Below are 21,987 nucleotides of genomic sequence, written 5' to 3'. Positions count from 1 at the left end.
GTGCGGATGTCGTGCGAGAGGAGGTCAGTCCAGCCCGCCCAATACGTTCTGGTCCCAGTCGATCACCGAACCGGTCACCACCCCGGACCGCTCGGACAGCAGCAGGACCACGAAGTCGGCGATCTCGTCCGGCTGGCCCAGCTTGCCCATCGGCAGCCGGGCCGCCGCCTGTTCGCGCCAGTCGTCCCCGGCGCCGTGGAAGGCCCGCTGCGTCGCGTCCTCGCCCTCGGTCGCCGTCCAGCCGATGTTCAGGCCGTTGATCCGGATCCGGTCCCAGCGGTGGGCGTGCGCGGCGTTGCGGGTCAGGCCGATCAGCCCGGCCTTGGAGGCGACGTACGGGGCCAGGAACGGCTCTCCGCCGTGCGCGGCGGACGTGATGATGTTGACGATCGTGCCCGGCGCTCCGCGCCCCACCATGTCGGCGACCGCCGCCTGCATCGCGAAGAACGGCCCCTTGAGGTTGATCGCCACGTGCGCGTCGAACAGCTCGGGCGTGGTGTCCAGCAGCGTGCCGCGGGAGGTGAGCCCCGCCGAGTTGACCAGGCAGTCGACCCGGCCGTACGCGTCGACCACCGCGGCGACGGACGCCTTGGCCTGCTCGGCGTCCGCGAGGTCGGCGCGGACGTACATCGCCTTGCCCCCGGCCGCCGACAGCTCGGCCACCAGCGCCTCACCGGGCTCGGGACGGCGGCCGGTGACGGCCACCACCGCGCCCTCACGGACGGCGGCCCGCGCGATCGCGGCGCCCACCCCCTGGCTGCCGCCGTTGACGAGGACGATCTTTTCCCGGAGAAGTCCTTCGAGAAGTCCCATGCGTTTATTGCCCCTTCAGCTCTCGCGCCGGCCGACGCCGGCCCGCAGCTCGTGCCGCAGCGCCCGCGGACTCCACCCCTCGCGCACCGCCCGCCGTACGACATCCGCCTGCGAGGGCGGCGCCAGACCGTCCACCGGCGGGTCGCTGTCCAGGTTGGTGGGGAACGGGTAGCCCTCGGCGCTCGCGGCGATCACCCGCTCCAGCCACTCCTCGCCCACGCCCTCGGCCTTGCGCCGCAGCAGCACCGGGAAGACCGCACCCGCCACCGCCTCCCGGTCCACCGTCTCCATCGCGCGCCCGAACGCCGACGACACCTGGAGGAGGTTGGCCATCCGGCGGATGTCCGCGGTGTGGTTGGAGCCGGCCGCGTGGAAGAGGGCCGGGTTGAAGAAGGCCGCGTCGCCCTTGGCCAGCGGAAGTTGGACGTGGTGCGCCTCGAAGTACGCCTGGAACTGGGGGAGTCGCCACGCGAGATAGCCGGGCTCGTACTGCTGGGAGTACGGCAGGTACAGCGTCGGCCCCGACTCGACCGGCATGTCGCAGTGGGCGACCGCGCCCTGGAGCGTGAGCACGGGGGAGAGGCGGTGCACGTGCGCCGGGTAGCGGGCGGCGACCTCGTTGGTGAGGAAGCCGAGGTGGTAGTCGCGGTGCACGGTCTGTCCGGCGCCGCCCGGATTGACCACGTTGATCTGCGAGGTGACCTGGTAGCCGGGGCCGAGCCAGGCCGTCGAGACCAGGGCCAGGACGTCGTTGGCGTAGTAGTCGGCGAACGCCTCCGGGTCGTACAGCGCCGCCTTCTCCAGCGCGTTCCACACCCGGTCGTTGGCGCCCGGCTTGGCGAAGTGGTCGCCGGCCGCGGCCCCCGAGGCCCGCTGCTCGGCGATCAGCGCGTCGAACACCTCGGTGGCCCGGTCGACCACCGTCGGATCCGGGAAGGCGGTCCGGAAGACCACGATGCCGGGGCCGTCGGTCAGCGCGCGGACGAGTTCGGCCTGGACCGCACGGCGGTCACCGGCGGCGCGGAGCCGCTCGCTGTCATAGACGAGGACGTTCTGCTCCACCGACGCGGCGTGCGGGTAGTCGGCGAGGTGCGTGGTCCGCCCGACCAGGGCGCGGAACGCGTCGAGGTCGCAGTCCTGCTCGGCCGGCCAGGCACGGCCTTGCGCGGTGGTGAGGGACATCTGCGTCCTTCTTTCGGTCACGGAGGTGACGTGGTGCTGTCATTCTTGTCAGTACAAACCCATCGAACAACCAGCAGGAAGCCATCAAAAACCCCTCAAGAGGCCGAGGAGTCCGCACCCATGGGCCACCCCTTCCCCATTCGTGAGATCGCACGTCAGGCCGGTCTGAGCGAGGCCACCGTGGACCGTGTGCTGAACGGCAGGGGAGGCGTGCGGGACAGCACCGCGCAGGAGGTGCGCCGCGCCATCGCCGACCTGGACCGCCAGCGCACCCAGGTCCGGCTCGTCGGCCGTACCTTCATGGTCGACATCGTGATGCAGGCGCCCGAACGGTTCAGCACCGCCGTACGGGCCGCCTTGGAGGCCGAACTCCCGTCGCTGCACCCGGCCGTGCTGCGCTCCCGCTTCCACTTCCGGGAGACCGGACCGGTGGCCGAGCAGGTCAGGACCCTCGACCGGATAGCCCGGCGCGGCTCGCAGGGCGTCATCCTCAAGGCGCCTGACGTCCCCGAGGTCACCGCCGCCGTCGGCCGCCTCACCGCCGCCGGCATACCGGTCGTCACCTTGGTCACCGACCTGCCCGCCAGCGGCCGGCTCGCCTACGTCGGCATCGACAACCGGGCGGCCGGCGCCACCGCCGCCTACCTCATGGGCCAGTGGCTCGGCGACCGGCCCGGCAACATCCTCACCAGCCTCAGCAGCGGCTTCTTCCGCAACGAGGAGGAGCGCGAGATGGGCTTCCGCGGCGCCATGCGGACCCTCCACCCGCAGCGCACGCTCGTCGAGATCACCGAGGGGCAGGGCCTGGACGCCACGCAGTACGACCTCGTCCGGGCCGCCCTGGAACGGGACCCGGAGATCCGCGCGGTCTACTCGATCGGCGGCGGCAACATCGCGACGGTGAAGGCTTTCGCGGACCTCGGCCGCGAGTGCGCCGTGTTCGTCGCCCACGACCTCGACCACGACAACACCCGTCTGCTGCGCGAGCACCGGCTGTCCGCCGTCCTCCATCACGACCTGCGGCACGACATGCGCGAGGCCTGCCACCTGGTGATGCGCGCCCACGGCGCCCTGCCGCCCGCGGGGCCCGCCCTGCCGTCCGCGATCCAGGTGGTCACGCCCTACAACATGCCTATGACGTCGGTACGTTGACCCACGCGCCGCTCTCCGCCGAGCGCGCCATCGCGTCCAGTACGACGGCGCTGTGCACGGCGTCCGCGAGGGTGGTGCCGTACGGCGTGCCCTCGGCGACCGAGCGCAGGAACCGGTACGCCTCGATCACCTTCAGGTCGTCGTAGCCCATCGCGTTGGCCGCGCCCGGCTGGAAGGCACCGAACTCGCCGTCCCCCGGGCCGACATACACCGTGCTGACGGGCTGGTCCTGGTACGTCGTACCGCGGCTGACGCCCAGCTCGTTCATCCTGCGGAAGTCCCAGAACACCGCGCCCTCGGTGCCGTGCACCTCGAAGCCGTAGTTGTTCTGCTCGCCGACCGAGACCCGGCAGGCCTCCAGGACACCGCGGGCGCCGGAGGCGAAGCGCAGCAGGCAGCTGACGTAGTCCTCGTTCTCGACCGGGCCGAGCTCGCCGCCGGAGGCGAGCGCGTGTCCCGCGGTGGCGCCGACCGGACGGGCCCGCTCAGGGACGAAGACCGCGGTGTCGGCGGTCAGGGACGTGATGTCGCCGAGCAGGAAGCGGGCCAGGTCGGCGCCGTGCGAGGCCAGGTCGCCGAGGACCCCGCTGCCGCCTCGCTCGCGCTCGTACCGCCAGGTCAGGGCGCCGTCGGGGTGGGCCGCGTAGTCGCTGAACAGACGGATGCGCACATGGGTGACCGCACCGATCCCACCGGCGGCGATCAGGTCCCGGGCCGCCTCCACGGCAGGCGCGTTGCGGTAGTTGAAGCCGACGGCCCCCTGGACGCCCGCCTTGGCGACGGCGTCCGCGACCGCGCGGGCGTCCTCCGCGGTCAGGCCCACCGGCTTCTCGATCCAGATGTGCTTGCCCGCCTCGGCCATCGCGACGCCGATCTCGCGGTGCAGGAAGTTCGGTGCGGTGATGCTGACAGCGCGGACGCGCGGGTCCGCGGCCACCTCGCGCCAGTCGCGGGTCGTCGAGGCGAACCCGAACTGCGCGGCGGCCTCCTCGGCCCGGCCCGGCACCTCCTCGGCGACCGTGACAAGGCGCGGCCGCAGCGGGAGTTGAGGATAGTGGTGCGGGACGCGGGCGTACGCCTGGGTGTGCACCCGGCCCATCCAGCCGAACCCGACGACGGCGACACCGAGCGCATCCACCATGACAGCCCCTCTTTGGACCGGTCCATTCCCTGTCCAAGCTACACTGTGAGGTGAACTTCCCGGTGTCAAGCCCTTTGACAAGCCACTACGCCGCATGGAACGGTCCAACCCATGAAACCGCCGACGATCCGCGACGTGGCCGACCGGGCCGGAGTCTCCAAGTCGCTGGTCTCGCTGGTGCTGCGCGGCTCCGGGCAGGTACGCCCCGAGAAGCGCGAGGCCGTGCTGCGGGCCGTACGGGAGCTGGGCTACCGGCCCAACGCGGCCGCGCGCAGCCTCAGCGAGCAGCGCACCCGAACCGTCGGCGTCCTCCTCAACGACCTGCGCAATCCCTGGTACGTCGACCTGCTCGACGGCCTGAACTCGCTGCTGTACGAAAACGGCCTGCACATGCTGCTCGCCGACGCCCGCCTGAACCGCCGTATCGGCCACGACCTCACCGGCCCGTTCCTGGACCTCGGAGTCGACGGCCTCGTGGTGGTCGGCACCCTGCCCGATCCAGGCGTGCTCGGCACGGTCGCCGAGCGGATCCCGGTCGTCGTCGCGGGTGCCCGCGAACCGGTACTGCCCGGCGTCGACGTCGTGGCCGGCGACGACGAGGCCGGGGCGCGGCTGGTGACCGAGCACCTCATCGGGCTCGGCCACCGCCGGATCGGGCACATCGCGGGGTACGGCGCGGTGGGCGAGCTGCGGCGGCGGAGCTTCGAGGCGACGATGCGGGCGCATGGCGCCGAGCCGCTGGTCGAGCCCAGCGACATGACGGAGGAGGGCGGCTACCGCGCCACCGTCCGGCTGCTCAGCCGCCCCGACCGCCCCACCGCCGTGTGCGCCGTGAACGACATCGCCTCCGTCGGTGCCCTGTCGGCGGCCGAGGAACTGGGCCTGCGCGTACCGCGCGACCTGTCCGTCACCGGCTACGACAACACGAGTATCGCCCGGCTGCGCCACGTCTGGCTCACCACCGTCGACACGGCCCCGCTCGAGGTGGGCCGACGCGCCGCGCGCTGCCTCCTGGAGCGCTTCGAGCGGCCCGGGGAAGCGGGGCGGACCCAGCTGGCCGTACCGACGCTTGAGGTCAGGGGCACCACGGCGGCACCCCCGGACCTCACAGGCTGATCGCGTAGGCCTTGCGCAGCGTCTCGTGCACCGTCCACGTCGTACGGTCGCCCGCGCGCAGGACGGCCAGGTCGCCGGGCCCGACCCGCAGCGTGGGCCCGCCCTCGACCTCGATGGTCGCCGCACCGTTCCTTGGGTTCGGTCAAGCATCAGCAGTTCCGAACCCCTGAGCACCACGAACAGCTCGTCCGCCTCGGTGTCCGTGACGACGCCCGGGGTGATCTGCCAGATGCCGCGGATCTGCCGGCCGTCCGCGGACTCCCAGACCACTTTCCCGGTCACCTCGGGCGTGCCGGAGACGATCTGCTCCGGGTCGAGCGGTTCGGGTTCGAGCGCGGCGTCGGGGACGTGGAGAGCGAAGCTGTGGGTCATGGGGTGACCCTGGCGAGCGTGTCCGTGGTCCGGCCGTCGACAGAGTGTGCGGCATCGGGCCTGGTGGGAGGACACTTCGTCGGGCCGCGTCGTCGGGCCGTGCGAGTGGCGGTGGGGCCGGGCGCGGGTGATCATGGTGGGCATGCCCGACTCCGCGGCGGCCGAGGGCGAGCCGCACCGGCACGACACCCGCGAGGCCGTGCTGTTCGGCGGGGTCTACGGTGCCGTCCTGGCCAGCTCGATGGTCGCCGCGCTCACCATGCACGGGCACAGCACGGCCGCCTCCCGCCGCTACGACGCCCTGTGGCTCCTGGTCACCGCGTTCGCCTCCGCCCTCGCCCACGGCTACGCCCACTACATCGCCGAACGCGGACCGCACCGCCGCTGGGACGTCCCGCGCACCCTGGCCGAGGAATGGCCCCTGGTCGTGGCCGTGGTGCCGACGGTCGTGATCCTCGCCGGAGCGGGCTGGGGCTGGTGGCCGCCGAACGGCGTCGAGTACCCGGCGTTCGCCCTCAACATCGTGATCCTGTGCGTGCTCGGCGTCGTCACCGCGCGCTGGTCGCGCCGTTCCTGGCCGCGCACCGTCGTCATCGGCGCGATGGACGCACTGCTCGGGGTGGTCGTGGTGGTGGCGAACGCGCTCATCAAGTAGGCGAGGGAGTTCGGCGTTCCGAATCCGTTCCGGTTCGCCCGCTTCGACCTCGTACGCGAACCCGCGTGACGGAGTGTGCCGCTCTCAGCGGGTGGCGCGTACGCCGTCCAGGGCGATCGCCAGGACGCGGTCGCGCTGGGCGTCGTCGTCGAAGGATGTCGCCATGATCCCGGCGACCATGCGCAGCAGATCGCCGAAGGTCATGTCCGACCGGGCCTCGCCCGCGCGCTGGGCCCGCTCCAGCAGCGGGCCGCTGGCCGAGTACATCGACTCGCGGCAGGCCTGGAAGATCTCCGACTCGTCGTTCAGGGCCTCGCGCACCGCCCGCTTGGTGACCATGTAGCCCGCGAACCGCTCCAGCCACGCCGTCAGCGCCTGCCACGGCGGCAGTTCGGCGACGTCCTCGGCAACCCGGCACAGGGCGTTCACCTCGCTCGCGTAGACGCTCTCGAAGAGGTCACGGCGAGTGGGGAAGTTCCGGTACAGCGTGCCGATGCCCACGCCCGCGCGCCGGGCGATGTCCTCGAGGGAGGCCTCGGCGCCCTTCTCCGCGAAGGCTTCGCGCGCGGCGGCGAGCAGGGCGTCGTAGTTGCGGGCGGCGTCCTTACGGTGCGGCCGCTGGGACGCGACGATCTCGCTGACGGGGAACGGCGTGGCCGTCACTACTGCCTCCCGGGGAGCGGGTTGAAGCGGAGGTATGCCTCCGCTACAGTGGAGGGGTACCTCCACTTTAGCAGTCCGGAGCGGCTTCGCCCTGGGCAGACGTGCCCACGCCGCGAAACCCCCGCATTCTCACGCCACGGGCCTGCGCCGATCGCACCGCCCGCCCCCCAGATCCACCCTCCGCGTACGTCTTCGGAGAGGCACCTTCATGCCCCGGAAGTCCACCCCCCTCACCTTCGCGGTCCTCGCGACCGGTGCGGGCGTGTTCTCCATGCTGCAGTCGCTGATCGCGCCGGCCCTGCCGACCGTCCAGCACGCGCTGCACACCTCGCAGTCCACCGCGACCTGGGTGATGACGGCGTATCTGCTGTCCGCCTCGGTCTTCACCCCCATACTCGGCCGGGTCGGCGACCTGGTCGGCAAGAAACGCACGCTCGTCGCCGTCCTGTTGGCCGTGCTGGCGGGCTGTCTCGTGGCCGCGCTCGCGCCCACCATCGGCGTCCTCATCGTCGCCCGCGTCATCCAGGGCATCGGCGGCGCCCTGTTCCCGCTGTCCTTCGGCATCATCCGGGACGAGTTCGCCGCGGCCCGGGTCAGCGGCAGCATCAGCAACCTGTCCGCCGTGATCGCGGCCGGCGGCGGCGTCGGCATCGTGGCCGCCGGTCCCATCGTGTCCGCGCTCGACTACCGCTGGCTGTTCTGGATCCCGGTGGGGATCGTCGCCGCGACCACGCTGATCGCCTTCCGTTACGTGCCCGAGTCGCCCAAGAGGGCCACCGGCAGCGTCAGTTGGCTCGGCGCCGTACTGCTGTCCGCATGGCTGGTGGCGCTGCTGCTGCCGCTGAGCCAGGCGGGCCAGTGGGGCTGGGGTTCGGCGAAGGTGATCGGGCTGTTCGCCGCCGCCGTGGTCCTGTTCGCGCTGTGGCTGTCCGTCGAGGCCCGCTCCCGCACCCCGCTGATCGACCTGCGCGTGATGCGGCTGCCCGCGGTGTGGACCACCAACTCCGCCGCCCTGCTGTTCGGCGCGGGCATGTACGCGATCTGGTCCTTCCTGCCCGGGTTCGTCCAGACACCCGGTTCCGCCGGCTACGGCTTCGGCGCCAGCGTCACCGGGTCCGGTCTGCTCATGCTGCCCATGCTGCTCGCGATGTTCCTCTCCGGCATGATCGGCGGACGCCTCGCCCACCTCATGGGCCCCAAGGTGCAGCTCACCGCCGGCGCCGCACTGGGCGCGATCGCCTGCGGCGTCCTCGCCCTCTGGCACGACGAGCAGTGGCAGATCGCCTTCGTCTCCGGCGTGTTCGGCCTGGGCATCGGCCTGGCCTTCGCGTCGATGGCCAACCTCATCGTGGGTAGCGTCCCGCCCGAGCAGACCGGCGCCGCGACCGGTATGAACGCCAACATCCGCACCATCGGCGGCTCCATCGGCGCCGCGCTCACCAGCGTCCTGGTCACCGGCCGGCTGCAACCCTCGGGCCTGCCCTACGAGTCCGGCTACACCCACGGCTTCACCCTGCTGGCGCTGCTCCTCCTCGCCGCCTCCGGCGCCGCCCTCCTCGTCCCGGCCCGCCGCCCCGACCGCCCCGGCGAGCCGGTCACGGAGCGCCCGGCGCCGGCACCCGTACGCGTGCGGTAGGGTTGACCTGCGCGATCACGCGGAACACACCGCGTGGCACCGCACCGGGACGTGGCGCAGCTTGGTAGCGCACTTGACTGGGGGTCAAGGGGTCGCAGGTTCAAATCCTGTCGTCCCGACGGTGCGAGGGGCCTTCGCAGGCGAGAGTCTGCGAAGGCCCCTTTTCCGTGGGCCGGCGCCCGGCATCGCCCAGCTGCCCGCCGTCTTTGCCTCCGCCCTGCGCGGCTGACCAGGAAAGCCCGCACTTGAACCTCGCCGACGTCCTCACCCGCTCCGCCCACGTCCACGGCGACCGCTTCGCCGTCGAGCTCGACGACCAGCACCTCACGTGCGCCGAACTGCACACCCTCGCCGGGCGCACGGCCGCGCTCCTCGCCGCACGCGGGGTCCGGCCCGGCGACCGGGTCGGCCTGATGCTGCCCAACGTGCTGGAGTTCCCCGCCCTCTACTACGGCATCCTGCGCGCCGGCGCCGTCGTGGTACCGATGAACCCGCTGCTGACGGGGCTGGGCGTTCGCCGATCAGTCCCGTGCCGCCCACAGGCCGCGGACGTGGCCGAGGTGGCGGGTCATGATCTCGTGTACGGCCCTCTCGTCGCGGTCGAGCAACGCGTCGAGGAGTTCCAGGTGTTCCTCGGCGGAGGAGAGCAGACGGCCCGCCTGCACGAGTGCGGTGAGGCCGTAGAGGCGGGAGCGGCCGCGCAGGTCGGCGACGACCTCGACGAGGTGGGCGTTGCCCGCGAGGGCCAGCAGGCCGAGGTGGAAGCGGGTGTCGGCCTCGACGTAGGCGATGAGGTCGCCCGCCACGGCCGCCGTGACGATCTCCCGTGCGGCCGGGCGCAGCGCCTCCAGCGAGACCCGGTCCGCCGTCCGGGCCAGCTCGGTGACGGTGGGGATCTCGATGAGCGCGCGGATGTGCGTGTACTCGTCGAGCTGCCGGTCGGAGACCTCGGTGACCCGGAAACCCTTGTTGGGCACCGTGTCGACCAGGCCCTCCTTGGCCAGGTCCAGCATCGCCTCGCGCACCGGCGTCGCCGAGACCCCGAAGCGGGCGGCGAGCGAGGGCGCCGAGTAGACCACGCCCGGCCGCAGTTCCCCCGCGATCAGTGCGGCCCGCAGGGCGTCGGCGACCCGCTCCCGATAGCTGCTCCGCCGGCCGCCCAGCCGGGGGAGTTCCGGGCCCTCCGCCGACTGCGGCCGCTGTGCCATGTCACGCATCATCAGAGTGTATGCGGCTCCTAGAGGACGAAGCCCTCGGGGAACGGGTCACTGGGGTCGAGCAGATACTGGGCCGTCCCCGTGATCCACGCACGCCCGGTGAAGCTGGGCAGCACGGCCGGGATCCCGGCGACCTCGGTCGTGCCCAGCAATCGCCCCGTGAAGTGGGTGCCGATGAAGGACTCGTTCACGAACTCGGTGTGCAGTGGCAGTTCACCCCGTGCGTGCAGTTGCGCCATGCGCGCGCTCGTGCCCGTACCGCAGGGCGAGCGGTCGAACCAGCCGGGGTGGATGGCCATCGCGTGCCGCGAGTGCCGGGCGGTGGAGCCGGGCGCGTACAGGTGGACGTGATGGCAGCCGCGGATCGACGAGTCCTGAGGGTGAACCGGCTCCGCCTCGGCGTTGATGGCCTCCATCAGCGACAGGCCCGCCGCGAGGATGTCGTCCTTGCGGGACCGGTCGAAGGGGAGGCCGAACTCGTCCAGCGGGAGGATGGCGTAGAAGTTCCCGCCGTACGCCAGGTCGTACGTCACTGTGCGCCCGTCGGCGAGCACGGCCTTGCGGTCCAGGCCCACGCTGAAGGACGGCACATTGCGCAACGTGACGTTCCTGGCGGCACCGTTCTCCACCGCGACCTCGGCGACGACGAGCCCGGCCGGCGTGTCCAGACGGATCGTCGTGACCGGCTCGACGACCTCCACCATGCCGGTCTCGACGAGGACCGTCGCCACGCCGATCGTGCCGTGCCCGCACATCGGCAGATAGCCGGAGACCTCGATGTAGACCACGCCCCAGTCACAGTCCGGGCGGGTCGGCGGCTGCAGGATCGCGCCGCTCATCGCGGAGTGCCCGCGCGGCTCGTTCATCAGCAACTGCTTGATGCCGTCGCGGTGTTCACGGAACCACAGCCGGCGCTCGTTCATGGTCGCGCCGGGGATGGTGCCGATGCCGCCGGTGATCACGCGGGTGGGCATGCCCTCGGTGTGCGAGTCGACGGCGTGCAGGACGAGTTTGCTGCGCACGGAACGGCCTCCTTGTCGGGCTTATCGGGCGAGCCCCGCGGCGAGGGCTTTCTCGGTGGCCGCGCGGACGGCGGCCTCCTGCTCGGGCAGCAGCGGGACGCGCGGCGGGCGCACCGGGCCGCCGTACCGGCCGGCGATGTCCATGGACAACTTGATGGCCTGCACGAATTCGACCCGTGAGTCCCAGCGCAACAGCGGGTGCAGCTGCCGGTACAGGGGGAGCGCGGCGGCGAGGTCCCCGGCCACGGCGGCCCGGTACAGCTCGGCCGACGCGGCGGGCAGCGCGTTCGGGTACCCCGCCACCCAGCCCTTGGCCCCCGCGACGGCCAGCTCCAGCAGGACGTCGTCCGCGCCGACCAACAGGTCCAGTTCCGGGGCGAGTTCCGCGAGGCGGTAGGCGCGGCGGACGTCGCCCGAGAACTCCTTGACGCCCTGGACGTATCCCTCGCTGTACAGCCGGGCGAGCAGTTCGGGAACGAGGTCCACCTTCGTGTCGATCGGGTTGTTGTACGCGACCACCGGCAGTCCGGCGCGGGCGACCTCGGCGTAGTGGGCGAGCACGGACCGCTCGTCGGCGCGGTAGGCGTTCGGCGGCAGCAGCATGACCGACGCGCAGCCCGCCTCGCCCGCCTGCTCGGCCCAGCGGCGGGCCTCGGCGGAGCCGTAGGCGGCCACGCCCGGCATCACCCGCGCGCCGCCGATCGCCGCCACCGCCGTCTCGACGACCCGGGCGCGCTCCTCGGGCGTCAGCGTCTGGTACTCGCCGAGGGACCCGTTCGGCACGACGCCGTCACAGCCGTTCTCGACCAGCCAGGTGCAGTGCTCGGCGTACCTGTCGTGGTCCACGGTGAGATCGTCGCGCAGGGGCAGGGCGGTGGCGACCAGGACGCCCCGCCAGGGTCGGTGCTGCGGGTCGGACATGAACGGGCCCCTCTTTCAATAGGGTGTGACATAGCACTGACGCTCGATGGCTTCCGGTGGCTGCCCCGACTCACTCCAGATGTTTCTCGGACAGTCCCGCGAGCACGCCCAGCGGCACCGGCCGGGCGAGCGGTCGCCGCGCAGGCGTGAGCGGGCAGCCGGTGATGCCGGCGACCGCCGGGCCGCACATCCGGCCCTGGCACCAGCCCATTCCGGCCCGGGTCAGCAGCTTCACGGTGCGCAGATCACCGGCCCCCAACTCGCCTGTGGCCGTACGGACTTCACCGGCGGTCACCTCCTCGCAGCGGCACACGACCGTGTCGTCGGGCACCCGCTCCGCCCATCCGGCGGGCGGTGCGCAGACCGAGTCGACCGCTGCGAAGAACGTACGGAGCCGGGTCCGGGCGCGGTTCGCCGACGCCCAGGCGCGCGGGTCGGGCGCCGTCCCGTGCAGCCGGGCGGCGATCGACCGCCCCGCGATGTGGCCCTCGGCCAGCGCGAGCGCCGCACCGCCGATCCCGGTCGTCTCTCCGGCCGCCCAGACACCCGGGACGTCGGTGCGCTGCTCGTCGTCGACGCGGACGTCCGTCCCGTCCAGGGTGCAGCCCAGCGACTCGGCGAGGTCGGTGTGCGGCAGCATGCCGTGGCCCACGGCCAGGGTGTCGCAGGGGATACGGCGCTCGCTGCCGGGCCGGATGCGCCCGTCCGCGTCGAGCCCGGCGACGGTCACCGCCTCCAGACGGTCGGCGCCGTGCGCCTCGACCACGGTGTGCCGGACCAGGGCGCGTACGCGGTGACGCAGCAGCCGGGCCGTGTACCAGGCGCCCTCCGCGAGCTTGTCCGGCTGCGCGGCCAGGGCCGACGGCAGCCGCAGCAGCGCCCCGGGAGCGGCGGATTCGACGAGTGCGGCCACCCGCGCGCCCGCTGCGGCGAGCCCCGTCGCCACCGGGAGCAGCAGCGGGCCGGTTCCGGCCACGACGGCCGTACGCCCTGGCAGCACCAGCCCGCCCTTGAGCATGGCCTGCGCACCGCCCGCGGTGACGATGCCCGGGAGGGTCCAGCCCGGGAAGGGCAGCACCGTCTCGTAGCCTCCGGTGGCGAGCAGCACGGCATCGGCGCGCACCACGACACCGTCGTCCTGTGCCGGACCTGCCAGCGCGTGCACGGCGAATCCCCGCTCCACGCACCACACATGATGGTCCGTCAGCCGTTGGATACGCCCGTCCGCCAGGTGTCGGTCAAGCCCCGTACGCAGCCGCTCCCACGTGCGCCACTGGTGGTGCAGGGCCTCTGGGCGGCGTGCGCCGAGCGCGGCGGCAGGCTGCCGGTAGAACTGTCCGCCCGCCTCCGCAGCGGCGTCGATCAGGGTCACTCGTACGCCTCGTGCGGCCGCCGCGAGCGACGCGGCCAGCCCCGCCGGACCCGCCCCGATCACCGCGAGATGCGGTCGCTCAGTCATCGTGGCCCGTTCCCTCCTGCGTACGGATCATGTCGCCGGCCCGTACCGGAACCAGGCAAGCGCGTTGGTTCGGGTGGCCGTTGACGGTCACCAGACAGTCGAAGCACACGCCGATCCCGCAGAACACCCCACGTGGGCGGCCCCCTTCGCGCGTGGTGCGCCAGGCGGTCACGCCCACCGCCCACAGCGCGGCGGCGACGGTCTGGCCGGGCAGCGCCTCGATGCTCCGGCCGTCGAACGTGACCGTGAACGCCGGGCCGGGCCGGGCCCGAACCAACTCCATCGGATTCAAGCGGAGTTCACCTCGTCTCCCGTGAAGCGGTGTGGCCGGAACGGCGTGAGGTCCAGGTCCGTCGCCTTCCCGCCGAGCGCCTGGGCGATCAAGTGACCGGTGCCGGTGGCGAGTCCGATGCCTGCGCCCTCGTGCCCGCAGGCGTGGAACAGCCCGGGCACACGCGGATCGGGGCCGATCGCGGGCAGGTGGTCGGGGAGGTACGGCCGGAAGCCCACGTACGTGCGCAGCGCCCGCACCCGCTCCAGGAAGGGGAACAGTTGGGTCGCCCCGAGCGCCAGGGCCCGTACGACGGGCAGTGAGAACGACCGGTCGAAGCCCACCCGTTCGCGGCTCGCGCCGATCAGGACCGGACCCGCGGCCGTGCCCTCGACGACCGGTGAGGTCTGCAGCGCGGCCGAGTCGCTCGCCACGTCGGCCACGTAGTCCGCGGCGTACACCTTGTGCCGGATCAGCCGGGGCAGCGGTTCGGTGACCAGGACGAAACCGCGGCGGGGGAGCACCGGCAGGCGCGCGCCCGCCAGAGCGGCCACCTGGCCGCCCCAGGTGCCGGCGGCGTTGACCACGGCCGGCGCGTGGATGTCCCCGTGGTCCGTGCGGACTCCGCGCACCGCGCCCTCCGTCGTGCGCAGCACACCGGTCACGGTCAGGCCGGTGTACAGCCGGGCCTCGGAGGCGCGTATCAGGTAGGTGGCGGCCAGCGCGGGCATGACCTGGGCGTCCTGGGGGTAGCGCACGCCACCGGCGAGGCCGGGCGCCAAGTGGGGCTCCAGCTCGTGGAGTTGGCTCCCGTCCACATTCTCCGCCACGACCCCGGCGGCCCGTTGGCCGACCGCGAAGTCCGTCAGCGACGTCAGCGCGTCGGTTGTGGCGGCGACCACGACACCGCCCTTGGGCTCGTACTCGACCGCGTCCCCGAACTCCTCACCCAGCTCTGCCCACAACCGGCCGGAGAGCAGGGCGAGTTCCAGCTCGGGACCCGGTTCCTTGTCGGAGACGAGCAGATTGCCCTCACCTGCGCCGGTGGTGCCGCCGGCGACCGGGCCACGGTCCACCACGACGACGTCGAGACCCGCCCGCGCCGCATACAGGGCGCAGGCCGCGCCGGTCATTCCGGCGCCGACGACCACGACGTCGCAGGTCAGTCCATTCCCCACGCCAGTACTATGTCACATGTTTCTGACCCCTGGGGAGGTCGTGTGCGCGGACCACCGACAGCCGTCAGTCGAACTCGCTCGGGTCCGGCGACGGAGTCTTCCCGGCGAGCACGTCCCGCAGACGCTGCGCGCCCTGCTGAGCTGCCCTCGCGGTGCTGTCGTGATCGGCGCCCGACAGACCGCCGTTGGTGACGACGGCTCCGGATGCTCCGACCCGCAGCGCGGCGACGTCCACGGTGAGCGTGGTCGGGTTCCCGTCCGTGGTGCCCTGCACCATCACCGTCAGTGCCTGCTGGGCGTCGCCCGTCTTGGGCAGCGAGGCCCCGACGACCTGGACCGTCCGCTTGCCGCCGTCGGAGCCGGTCGCGGTGAACTGGTCGCACTTCTGCGGGAGGCTCTTGATCCAGGCGAGGGACTTGTCCAGCGAGGCCCGGCCGTAGTCGCCGACCTGGTACAGCAGCCGGGCGTCGCCCGCTGTGAACCCCTTCAGCGCCGAGGCACCGGTCGCCCGGCCGAGCAGACTGTCGGAGTAGAGGCTGTCGAGGAGCTTCTGGCAGTCGGCGGCGTTCGTCTTCGCGTCCAGGAAGTCGGCGACGTCGACCTTGCCGACCAGCATCTGGTTCCGCCAGGAGGCCGCGTTGTTGGCCTTGGTCCAGTTGTCCTCGATGTCGGCCTCGGTGATCAGAGCTGCCTTCGCACCGGCGCCGGTGAGGGTACGGGTCGCAGAGGGACTGGGGGACTTGGTCGGTGTCCGGTCCGGGGACTTGATCGGGGAGCGGTCCGGAGACTGCTCGACCATCGGCGAGGCGGACACGGCGTCGGAGGCGCCGCCGTCCGAGCAGGCCGCCGTGGTCAGCAGCGTCCCCGCCGCCAGGGCCGACGCGAGAACACGCACAGGACGGGACGGACGGTTCATCGCGACTGCCTCCTCGGAACACGGTACGTGCTTCCACGCCACCACCGCCGACGGCCTCCGACCAGCGCAACGGGCCGTTCGGGTGACGGGGCGGGAGGGGCGGTCGGGCCGATCGGACCCGCGTTCAGGCGGAGCCGTCGCCGTCCTCGGGTGCGGACACCCGCACCCGGCGTCCGCCGCAGCGCGGGCAGACCGCATCGGTGAGGGGTGAGCGCATGGCGCGGCCCGCCTCGTCGACGTACTCCTGCGTGTTCAGCCCGGTCGGGTCGGTGAAGAACACGGCCTGGAACCGGACCTGCCAGCCATGTCCGCAGTCCCGGCACTCGAACACGAACGTCTCGGGCACGGCACCCGGCACCGGCCCGGCCTCCGGAGGCGGCTCCTCGGTCATGGATCCCGGTCCTCTCGCGTGACGGACTCCTGCGGGTCCTGCCCGGCAGGGTCGATCACCACGTGTTCCCGGCACCAGGGCTCGTACGCCCGCTCGGTCCTGTCCCGCCGAAGGCCCGCCGGGCCGGCGTGGCCGAGGATGTCTCCCTCCCCCGAAGGCGACATCCTCGGCCGCTCCCCCGGCGCCGGACAGTTGGTCCGAGCCCCCCGCGTGCCGTGGCCTGTGCTGTCACCAGCACATGACGGCCGTCTCTCCCGAACCCCATGTGGAGTACAGGCGCACGCGGACGAAATAGCGGCGGCCCTTGACGAGCCGGACTCCGAGTGTGGCGTCGTGCGTTGCGCTCCCGTCGTCGTGCCCGGCGAGGAAGCGCGGTTCGCCGTCGCGTTCCTCGAAGACCACGACGACCCGGTCGCCGTCGCCGAAGGTGCCCACTGTGTACGTGCGGGTCTCCGGCGGCTCGACCGTGAAGTCGGCCTGCCCGCCCGGGCCGAGGCGCAGCGGCGCCGAGCGGTACGGCACCAGCTCGTCCGGCCGGGACGGGCCGGCGGGCGGGTACCAGCGGAGCGCGAGCTCCTTGTCGGCCGGGGACAGTGTGCCGGCCGGATGCAGCCCCCCGCGGTACTGCTCCGGCTCCAGGATCAGCCCCGGCGCGAAGGGATACCCCATGATCGACTGCGGGTCCCACACCGAGCCGTTGGCCTCGGACGGATCCAGCTTGCGCAGGATGTTGATGTACGTCCTGTCCCGGCTCCAGAAGTTCGGCGGGCCCGCCAGCTCGGCGTACACGGCCTCGTCGTCCCAGTGGAGCCCGGCGAACGGGCTCTGGTGCTCGTGCAGCAGCCCGAGCGCGTGCCCGATCTCGTGCAGGGCCGTCCCGCGCTCACCCGGCGCGGTCAGGTCCCAGCCCAGGTTCATCGTGCGCTCGTTCATACCGGCCGTGAGCGCGTCACGGCCCACCGCCGACCAGGAACCGGCACCCGGCTGGAACCCGATGCGCAGCTCCGCCTCCCGGCGGTCGCCGACCTCGGCGAACCGCACTCCGATGCCGAGGTCCTGCCACTCCTGGAAACACTCCCGTACGACGTCCTGCTGCTCCTTGGCGCCGGCCCATGGCATCCGGCGCGTCCCGCCCGTCCCCGGTACGGGGATCACCGAGCTGTCGTCGCCACCGTTGTCCGCGTCGAAGAAGTAGTAGTGCAGGACCGTGCCGTTGACCCACATCCGCCGCCCGCCCAGCAGCGCGCTCAGCCGCTTGGCGGTCAGCCCCGGTGCGAAGGAGGGGGCCGACTGCTGCGGGAGCGAGCAGTAGCGCTGAGTCATGGGGCAAGCCTGCCGTCGGTCCCGCGTGGACGCCTGAGTCGGGGGCTACTCAAGTCACCCTGTATCAGGCGTGAGTAGTCGAGCTCTCCTTCATGTGACGACTTACGCACAGCAGCCCAAGACCCTGGAACTGCCCTGGCCGTTCACCGGCCGGGAGCAGGAGTTGGGGCTGATACGCCGCTCCCTGGCCGCGGGGCGGCACGGCATCGCGGTGACCGGACCGGCGGGCTGCGGAAAGACCAGGCTGGTCACCGAGGCCGTGCGGGGCACCGACTGCGCCCGGGTGACCGGCATGCCCGAGTCCGGCGGGCTGCCCTTCGCCGCGTTCGCCCATCTGCTGCCCGAGACGGTCTCGCTGCACCGCGCCGTGCAACTCCTGTCCGGGGTACGGCTCCTCGTGGTCGACGACGCCCATCTGCTCGACGAGGCCTCCGCCGCCCTGGTCCATCAGCTCGCGGCGCACGGCCGCACCCGCTTGATCGTCGTCGCGGCCGACGACGCGCCGGTGCCGGGCGCCGTGTCCCGGCTGTGGACCGGCGAACTCCTGCCGCGCCTCGCCCTGGAGCCGCTGCCCCGCGAGGAGACGGCCCAACTGCTCGCCATGGGCACCCCGTTGGAACCACTCACCGTGAACCGACTGCACCGGGTGTGCCGGGGAGACCTGCGCCTGCTGCGCGACCTGCTGGGCGCCCTGCGGGAGTCCGGGCCACTCAACCCCCTCCCGGGCACGGGAGAGTGGGCGTGGCGCGGCCCGGTGCCGGTGACCGCGACCGTGCGCGAGCGCATGGCCCCCGCCCTGGACCGCTCCGGACCGGGTGAACGCGACGCCCTGGAACGCCTCGCGTTCGCCGAACCGCTCCCACTGCACCTGGACGGCCTCGACCTCGATGTCCTCGAACGCCTGGAGGCCGACGGCCTGCTCCACGTCGACGACCACGGCGGCGTCCATCTCGCCCACCCCCTGCACGGCCCGGCCCTGCGCGCCACGGCCGGCCGGCTGCGGGCCCGGCGACTGGCCCGCACACCGGGGTGGTGCGGCCCGGCCCTGGCGGCCGAACAGCGGGAGCTGACAAGCCGGATCGAGGAGTGGGATGTACGGCCCCTGCCGACGCCCGTGGGGGAGTGGCTGGCGGCGGAGGGCGCGCCAGTACCGGCCGGATACGCGGCCGTACGGGCCAGGTTCTCGCGGCTTCGGGGGGAGCTGCGGGAGGCGGCGGCGTGGGCGAGGGAAGGACTGCGGGAGGCGCCGGGGGACGCGTCCTGCAGAGCCGAACTCGCTCTCGCTGCCGCGCAGTCGGGGGACGTGGCCCCGCTGGAGGAGGACACGGTGAGCGAGGCGGAACCGGCGGCCGGCGGTACGGCCGTCTGGGCCGCGGCCGCGCGGGGTGACCTCGACGGTGCGGTCGGGGCCCTGTCCGAGGACGGTGTGTACGCCCTGTACGACGTCGTGCGCCTCGGCGCTCCCGAGCGCGTCGCCGGCCGGCTGCCGGAGGCCGGGGTCCTGGCCCGGCACGCCGACGCGCTGCTCCGAGGTGACGGTCCCGCCCTCGACCGTGCGGCGCGGGCGCTGGAGGAGCGCGGCTTCCTGCTGTTCGCGGCGGAGGCGCACGCCCAGGCCGTACGCGCGCACCGCGACCCGCGCGCCGCCCGCACGTCCCGCACCCGGGCGGTGGCCCTCGCCCGCCGCTGCCAGGGCGCCCGCACCCCGGCCCTGTCCGGACTGGTCCTCGGCGAACTCACCGCCCGCCAACGGCAGATCGTCACCCTCGCCGCAGCCGGTCTCAGCAACCGCCAGATAGCCGAGCAGCTCACCCTGTCGATCCGCACGGTCGGCAACCACCTCTACAGCGCGTACGCCCGCCTCGGCGCCAGCGATCGGGGCGCCCTGCCCTGGCTGATGGACCTGCCGGAGACGGCGTCCGCCTGACCTGATCGATCTGTCGACCGGGCCCGCCCGTCACGCCGCCCCGAACGCCGCGAACGCCCAGCCCGTCGCCCGGTGGACCGCGTCGTCCGGTACTGCGGCGCGGGCGTCGCGCAGGGCCTCGGCCAGGGACAGGCCCGTGTCCAGGCCCTTGTGCAGGGCGAGCATCAGGGGGACCACGGCGGCGTCGTTCACGGGCGCGCTGCTCGCCACCACCCCCGCCGTGCCCAGCGGAAGCAACGCCGTGACCAGACCCAGCAGTTCGTCGGCGCCCACCGACGCCAGGCGCGCGGTGTCGCAGCTGGAGAGGATGATGCGGTACGGGCTGCGGTCCAGGCGCTCGAAGTCGTGGACGATCAGCGGGCCGTCGGCCATCCGCAGCGACGAGAACAGGGGGCTGTCCGCGCGGAACGTGCCGTGCGCGGCGATGTGCGCGAGCGCCGCCCCGTCCAGCTCCTCCAGGACCCGCGGCACCCGGGCGTCCTCGTGCGAGAGGACCGTCGCCGCGCCGTACCGGCCCGCCAGCTCGGGGACTTCGGCACCGCCCGTGGCCAATCCGGGCCCGCGCACGAGGACATGACGCCCGCCCGGCGGCGGCTCGGTCTCCCGGGCCCGCAGCCAACTGCCCGCCGACGGCGACACACTGAGCACCCGGTCCCGCAGCGAGGGCAGCAGGGCCCAGGGCACCCGGTGCAGCGCGCCGGGCGGCACCACCACGACCGGTCCGTCCCCCAGGTGCGCTACGGCACCGCCCAGCAGCAGCTCCTCCAGCCGCCGCCCCGCCGCCTCCACCAGCGGCAGTCTGCCCTCCGCCCCCGGATGCGCCAGCCGCCTGAGCCCCGCCTGGACGTGCTCGGCCTCGGCCACCGCCTCCGCCAGCGGCCCGCCCTCGAACCGCCGCACCCGCCCCTGACCGCACAGCAACACCTGCACGCGCCCGTCCAGCACGGCGAGTTCGACCAGCCGCCCCTCACCCAGGCGCTCCAGCAGCCGCCCGGCGTCGAAGCGGTTCCCGTCGCCGAGGGAGTCGCCGCGCATGTGATGGGTGCGGGAACGTATCTCCCGCTCCAGACGCCGCTGTTCACGCTCGAGCGCGGGCACCGGCCGCCCCTCCATACGGGCGGCCTCCGCGCGGGCGGCGATCTCCCGGAACGCCGTCAGCCCGCTCAGCAGCACCGGGTCGGCGGGCGGCCGGGTCGGCGGCGCGGACAGCACGGTCGCCCGCCAGCGCTCGCTCCACTCCAGCAGCCGCCGCGGCCCGCCCCCGGCCAGAGACGCCTGCTGGGCCAGCGCCGCCAGCTCCGCGCCCTGCGCCGTCGCCCGGGCGCGCAACTCCGAGGCGCCGAGCGTCATCCGGTGGTCGTCGAGCACGTCGAGCCCGCGCCGGCACGCCTCCAACACGCCCCGCGTCGAACCCGCCGCCCGCGCCCGCAGCGCCTGCGCCGCCCAGCCCGTCATCCGGGCCAGCGGCGGCCCGCCCGACCTGCTGCGTGCGGCCACCGCGAGATGCCGCTCCGCGTCCACCGTCCAGCCCAGGTCGAGCGCGATCCGGCCTGCCAGCAGCGACGCCTCCGGCGCGCTGGGCGAGCCGAACGCCGCCAGCCGGTCGGCGACCGCCGCCGCGTCCGCGACCAGCCGTCCCGAGGACCGCCCGGTCGCCACCCGGGCCTCGATCAGCACCAGCCGGGCGTGCGTCTCCCACCAGGTGCGCCGCTGCCCGGCGAACAGCCGTACGGCGACGGCCGCTCGGGCGATCGCCGTGTGCGGGTCGCCCGCCGACCGGGCGGCTCGCGCGGCGGCGAGCAGCAGTTCGGCCTTGCGGGTGGACTGCCCGCCGATCCGGTCGAGCGCCGCGATCGCCGCGTCCGCCTCCGCGAGCGCCTCCGGGGCCAGCCCGGCCGCCATCAGCACCTCGCAGCGGCGGATGTAGAGCATGAAGGTCGGCGTGCCCAGCTTGGCGTACCGCTCCTCGGCCTCGTCGAGGAGCCGCAGCGCGACCGGGATGTCGCCCGACCGGAACGCGGCGAGGCCTCGGCTCTCCACAGCGTCCGCCTTGTCGTGCTCCTGGCCTGTCGTCTCCCACAGCCGCTCGGCCGCCGCGAAGTCGGCGTCGGCCCGCTCCACTGCGCCCAGTGCCAGATGCACCGTGGCCCGCAGCGTCAGTGCCCGCGCCGTCCAGATCACGTCGTCGGCCTGCCGCAGCACCGGGATCGCCCGCCGTACGTCCTCCAGGGCCTCCCGGTGATGCCCCAGCACCCACCACACATACGCCCGCCGGTACAGGACCCGGGCCCGGGTGTGCCCGGTGCCGCGCGCGACACCCTGCTCGAACGCCGTCAGCCCCTGCCGAGTGCGCCCCGCGTGCACCAGCGCGACCCCGAGCGTGGCCAGGACGTCGGCTTCCCGCTCGGGCGACTCCGCGTGGGCCGCGAGCGCGCGGGCACGCCGCAGATGGCCCAGGGCGATCCGCATGTCGCCGAAGTCCCGCTGCCAGATGCCGATCACCTGATGGGCGACGGAGGCGTGCAACGGCGCCGGATCGGTCTCCAGTACCCGCTCGGCCCGCGCCAGCGCGTCGCCCGGGGCGGCGAACACCATCGGCAGCAGTTCGAGAACCGATTCGCTTCCCGCTGCT

19 protein-coding genes, 1 tRNA gene and 2 pseudogenes are annotated in these 21,987 nt (G+C 73.2%); 7 read left to right on the top strand and 15 right to left on the bottom strand.

The annotated features are described in order from the left end of the window. Positions 1 to 24 precede the first annotated feature (24 nt). Positions 25 to 813, bottom strand: coding sequence for an SDR family oxidoreductase (locus ACFYXB_RS30710; protein ID WP_389587831.1), 789 nt, complete (start codon positions 811 to 813; stop codon positions 25 to 27). 15 nt (positions 814 to 828) lie between these two features. Continuing rightward, complete coding sequence (locus tag ACFYXB_RS30705) at positions 829 to 1,995, bottom strand: phytanoyl-CoA dioxygenase family protein (RefSeq protein ID WP_389587829.1); 1,167 nt, start codon at positions 1,993 to 1,995, stop codon at positions 829 to 831. Positions 1,996 to 2,115: 120 nt separating this feature from the next. Between ACFYXB_RS30705 and ACFYXB_RS30700 the strand changes: the two genes are divergently transcribed. Then, positions 2,116 to 3,147 (top strand): LacI family DNA-binding transcriptional regulator, encoded by a 1,032-nt coding sequence (locus ACFYXB_RS30700; protein ID WP_389587827.1) that lies wholly within the window; start codon positions 2,116 to 2,118, stop codon positions 3,145 to 3,147. On the opposite strand, the gene ACFYXB_RS30695 is transcribed toward ACFYXB_RS30700, so the two are convergent. After that, entirely contained in the window at positions 3,128 to 4,288 is a 1,161-nt protein-coding gene (locus tag ACFYXB_RS30695) for a Gfo/Idh/MocA family protein (RefSeq protein WP_389587825.1), read from the bottom strand. The two genes, ACFYXB_RS30700 and ACFYXB_RS30695, sit on opposite strands and share 20 nt — an antisense overlap. 111 nt (positions 4,289 to 4,399) lie before the next feature. On the opposite strand from ACFYXB_RS30695, the gene ACFYXB_RS30690 reads away from it, so the two are divergent. Beyond that, positions 4,400 to 5,404 carry a LacI family DNA-binding transcriptional regulator gene (locus tag ACFYXB_RS30690; RefSeq protein WP_389587823.1) on the top strand — a complete coding sequence of 335 codons (1,005 nt, stop codon included), beginning with the start codon at positions 4,400 to 4,402 and terminating at the stop codon, positions 5,402 to 5,404. Here ACFYXB_RS30690 and ACFYXB_RS30685 read toward each other — a convergent pair. Continuing rightward, positions 5,394 to 5,776 (bottom strand): annotated as a pseudogene (locus ACFYXB_RS30685) (cupin domain-containing protein). The gene ACFYXB_RS30690 and the pseudogene ACFYXB_RS30685 overlap by 11 nt on opposite strands. 142 nt (positions 5,777 to 5,918) lie before the next feature. Here ACFYXB_RS30685 and ACFYXB_RS30680 point away from each other — a divergent pair. Next, the gene (locus tag ACFYXB_RS30680) at positions 5,919 to 6,431 is read left to right on the top strand and encodes a hypothetical protein (protein WP_389587821.1); all 513 of its coding nucleotides are present in this window, start codon (positions 5,919 to 5,921) and stop codon (positions 6,429 to 6,431) included. Between the two features lie 84 nt (positions 6,432 to 6,515). On the opposite strand, the gene ACFYXB_RS30675 is transcribed toward ACFYXB_RS30680, so the two are convergent. Beyond that, positions 6,516 to 7,094: a TetR/AcrR family transcriptional regulator gene (locus tag ACFYXB_RS30675; RefSeq protein WP_389587819.1), complete on the bottom strand. Its 579-nt coding sequence runs from the start codon at positions 7,092 to 7,094 to the stop codon at positions 6,516 to 6,518. Positions 7,095 to 7,302: 208 nt separating this feature from the next. On the opposite strand from ACFYXB_RS30675, the gene ACFYXB_RS30670 reads away from it, so the two are divergent. From ACFYXB_RS30670 to ACFYXB_RS30660, 3 genes and pseudogenes are all read left to right on the top strand, one after another. Continuing rightward, positions 7,303 to 8,730, top strand: a complete 1,428-nt coding sequence (locus ACFYXB_RS30670; RefSeq protein ID WP_389587817.1) for an MFS transporter — start codon at positions 7,303 to 7,305, stop codon at positions 8,728 to 8,730. 45 nt (positions 8,731 to 8,775) lie between these two features. After that, positions 8,776 to 8,849 (top strand) — tRNA-Pro (locus ACFYXB_RS30665). Between the two features lie 48 nt (positions 8,850 to 8,897). Further along, positions 8,898 to 9,224: pseudogene (locus ACFYXB_RS30660) on the top strand (AMP-binding protein); the annotation flags it as partial. Positions 9,225 to 9,251: 27 nt separating this feature from the next. On the opposite strand, the gene ACFYXB_RS30655 reads toward ACFYXB_RS30660, so the two are convergent. The 9 genes from ACFYXB_RS30655 to ACFYXB_RS30615 all read right to left on the bottom strand — a co-directional run bounded on the left by ACFYXB_RS30655 (position 9,252) and on the right by ACFYXB_RS30615 (position 17,428). Continuing rightward, positions 9,252 to 9,950: a GntR family transcriptional regulator gene (locus ACFYXB_RS30655; protein WP_351365807.1), complete on the bottom strand. Its 699-nt coding sequence runs from the start codon at positions 9,948 to 9,950 to the stop codon at positions 9,252 to 9,254. 17 nt (positions 9,951 to 9,967) lie between these two features. Then, positions 9,968 to 10,969 (bottom strand): proline racemase family protein, encoded by a 1,002-nt coding sequence (locus ACFYXB_RS30650; protein WP_388504335.1) that lies wholly within the window; start codon positions 10,967 to 10,969, stop codon positions 9,968 to 9,970. Positions 10,970 to 10,990: 21 nt separating this feature from the next. Then, entirely contained in the window at positions 10,991 to 11,890 is a 900-nt protein-coding gene (locus tag ACFYXB_RS30645) for a dihydrodipicolinate synthase family protein (RefSeq protein ID WP_389587814.1), read from the bottom strand. A 70-nt stretch (positions 11,891 to 11,960) separates the two neighbouring features. Then, complete coding sequence (locus ACFYXB_RS30640) at positions 11,961 to 13,349, bottom strand: NAD(P)/FAD-dependent oxidoreductase (RefSeq protein ID WP_389587813.1); 1,389 nt, start codon at positions 13,347 to 13,349, stop codon at positions 11,961 to 11,963. Then, positions 13,342 to 13,641, bottom strand: a complete 300-nt coding sequence (locus ACFYXB_RS30635; RefSeq protein ID WP_389587811.1) for a (2Fe-2S)-binding protein — start codon at positions 13,639 to 13,641, stop codon at positions 13,342 to 13,344. Before ACFYXB_RS30635 ends, ACFYXB_RS30640 begins: the two co-directional genes overlap by 8 nt. Next, positions 13,638 to 14,798, bottom strand: coding sequence for an NAD(P)/FAD-dependent oxidoreductase (locus ACFYXB_RS30630; RefSeq protein WP_389587809.1), 1,161 nt, complete (start codon positions 14,796 to 14,798; stop codon positions 13,638 to 13,640). The genes ACFYXB_RS30635 and ACFYXB_RS30630 overlap by 4 nt, the downstream gene beginning before the upstream one ends. 64 nt (positions 14,799 to 14,862) lie before the next feature. Beyond that, complete coding sequence (locus ACFYXB_RS30625; protein ID WP_389587807.1) at positions 14,863 to 15,714, bottom strand: hypothetical protein; 852 nt, start codon at positions 15,712 to 15,714, stop codon at positions 14,863 to 14,865. A 124-nt stretch (positions 15,715 to 15,838) separates the two neighbouring features. Continuing rightward, positions 15,839 to 16,105 carry a hypothetical protein gene (locus ACFYXB_RS30620; RefSeq protein ID WP_389587805.1) on the bottom strand — a complete coding sequence of 89 codons (267 nt, stop codon included), beginning with the start codon at positions 16,103 to 16,105 and terminating at the stop codon, positions 15,839 to 15,841. A 228-nt stretch (positions 16,106 to 16,333) separates the two neighbouring features. Beyond that, the gene (locus ACFYXB_RS30615; RefSeq protein ID WP_389587803.1) at positions 16,334 to 17,428 is read right to left on the bottom strand and encodes a M12 family metallopeptidase; all 1,095 of its coding nucleotides are present in this window, start codon (positions 17,426 to 17,428) and stop codon (positions 16,334 to 16,336) included. 94 nt (positions 17,429 to 17,522) lie between these two features. Between ACFYXB_RS30615 and ACFYXB_RS30610 the strand changes: the two genes are divergently transcribed. Further along, complete coding sequence (locus tag ACFYXB_RS30610; RefSeq protein ID WP_389587801.1) at positions 17,523 to 19,355, top strand: LuxR C-terminal-related transcriptional regulator; 1,833 nt, start codon at positions 17,523 to 17,525, stop codon at positions 19,353 to 19,355. A 30-nt stretch (positions 19,356 to 19,385) separates the two neighbouring features. Here ACFYXB_RS30610 and ACFYXB_RS30605 read toward each other — a convergent pair whose 3' ends face one another. Then, the gene (locus ACFYXB_RS30605; protein WP_389587865.1) at positions 19,386 to 21,950 is read right to left on the bottom strand and encodes a CHAT domain-containing protein; all 2,565 of its coding nucleotides are present in this window, start codon (positions 21,948 to 21,950) and stop codon (positions 19,386 to 19,388) included. Positions 21,951 to 21,987: the final 37 nt, after the last annotated feature.

The sequence above is a fragment of the Streptomyces sp. NPDC002619 genome, assembly GCF_042889305.1.
GTDB lineage: Bacteria > Actinomycetota > Actinomycetes > Streptomycetales > Streptomycetaceae > Streptomyces.
This window is presented reverse-complemented; position numbering and strand designations above follow the sequence as displayed.